Here is a 1,403-nt window from a genome sequence, read left to right as displayed (position 1 = left end):
CGAGCCGATGTGGCGCGCCGCCAACGGCCGCCTGCCGGAGGCATGGAAGCAGCCCATCGAGGAACTGGCCGACGAAACCCGTACCTTGCTCAACTGGGCCACCGCCGCCACCGCGCTGGTGGCCAAGGGCAAGCCCGACGATGCCGGCCATGAACGCCTGCAGCGCAACCTGGGCATGGCGCTGGAGATGATCGAGCAGCAGTACAACCTGTGGGCGGGCTGGCGCCGCGAGGACAAGGAAGGCCAGCCGCCGATCGCGCGCTGGGTGACCCTGTCGCGCGAGGGCGACTACCAGTTGCATTGCTCGCCGGTGTCGGCGGCGATGGTGCTGCGCAAGCTGCTCTGGGACGAAGTGGATTCGGTGGTGATGACCTCGGCCACGCTCACCGGTGGCGGTGATTTCCAGTCGCTGGCCATCGACAACGGCATCCCGGAGGACGCGGAGATGGTGTCGCTGGCCTCGCCGTTCGACCTGCCCAACCAGGCCGAGCTGGTCGTGCCGAAGTTCCCGGTGACGCCGGACGACCGCGAGCGCCATCCCAAGGAAGTGGCCAAGTATCTGGCCGCCGAGTTGGATTGGGACAAGGGCAGCATCGTGTTGTTCACCTCGCGCTGGAAGATGGAAAAGGTGGCCGAGCTGATGCCGGCCTCCCTGCGCAGGAAGGTGCTGGTGCAGGGCGAGGGCGCCAAGCAGAAGATGATCGACGAGCACCTCAAGCGCACCGCCGCAGGCGAGGGCTCGGTGCTGTTCGGTTTGAATTCGTTCGGCGAAGGCCTGGACCTGCCGGGCGAGGCCTGCACCACGGTGGTGATCACCCAGGTGCCGTTCGCGGTGCCGACCGATCCGCAGACCTCGACCCTGAGCGAGTGGTTCGAAAGCCGTGGCCTGAACTCGTTCAACCTGATCGCGATCCCGCACGCGCTGCGCACGCTGACGCAGTTCGCCGGCCGCCTGATCCGCACCTCGACCGACACCGGGCGGGTGGTCATCCTCGACTCGCGGCTGCTGACGCGCCGCTATGGCAAGCGCATCATCGACGCGCTGCCGCCGTTCAAGCGGGTGATCGGCTAGCCGCCGAAAGATGAAAAGCCCCTCTCCCGCAAGCGGGAAATGGGTTGGGGTGAGGGTCCGCACACCCGCCTCGTACTCTCCTCTTCTACCGATATCCATCCCATGCCCGACTTCACCGCGACCTTCCCTTGGGAAACCCAGCTGCAACGCCTCCAGCACCACGACCCCGCACTGGCGTCGTTGGCGCTGTTCGACGCCGACGGGCTGACCGAAGTCGGTCGTGCGCTGGAGCAGGTGCTGCAGGCCGGACAGGCACTGGCCAGGTGCGGCGTGGACGTGGGCCTGGTCGCCGACGAGCTGCGTCGCTACCAGAAGTTCGCACCGCCCGGAC

1 protein-coding gene and 1 pseudogene are annotated in these 1,403 nt (G+C 67.3%); both read left to right on the top strand.

Translation table 11 applies throughout. From position 1 onward, the window contains the following. On the top strand, positions 1-1,072 hold a 1,072-nt coding region (locus VA603_RS01830; RefSeq protein WP_323437776.1), incomplete at its 5' end, for a helicase C-terminal domain-containing protein. Between the two features lie 102 nt (positions 1,073-1,174). Then, positions 1,175-1,403: pseudogene (locus tag VA603_RS01825) on the top strand (hypothetical protein); the annotation flags it as partial.

The organism is Stenotrophomonas capsici (assembly GCF_034961085.1).
Lineage (GTDB): Bacteria > Pseudomonadota > Gammaproteobacteria > Xanthomonadales > Xanthomonadaceae > Stenotrophomonas > Stenotrophomonas capsici.
This window is presented reverse-complemented; position numbering and strand designations above follow the sequence as displayed.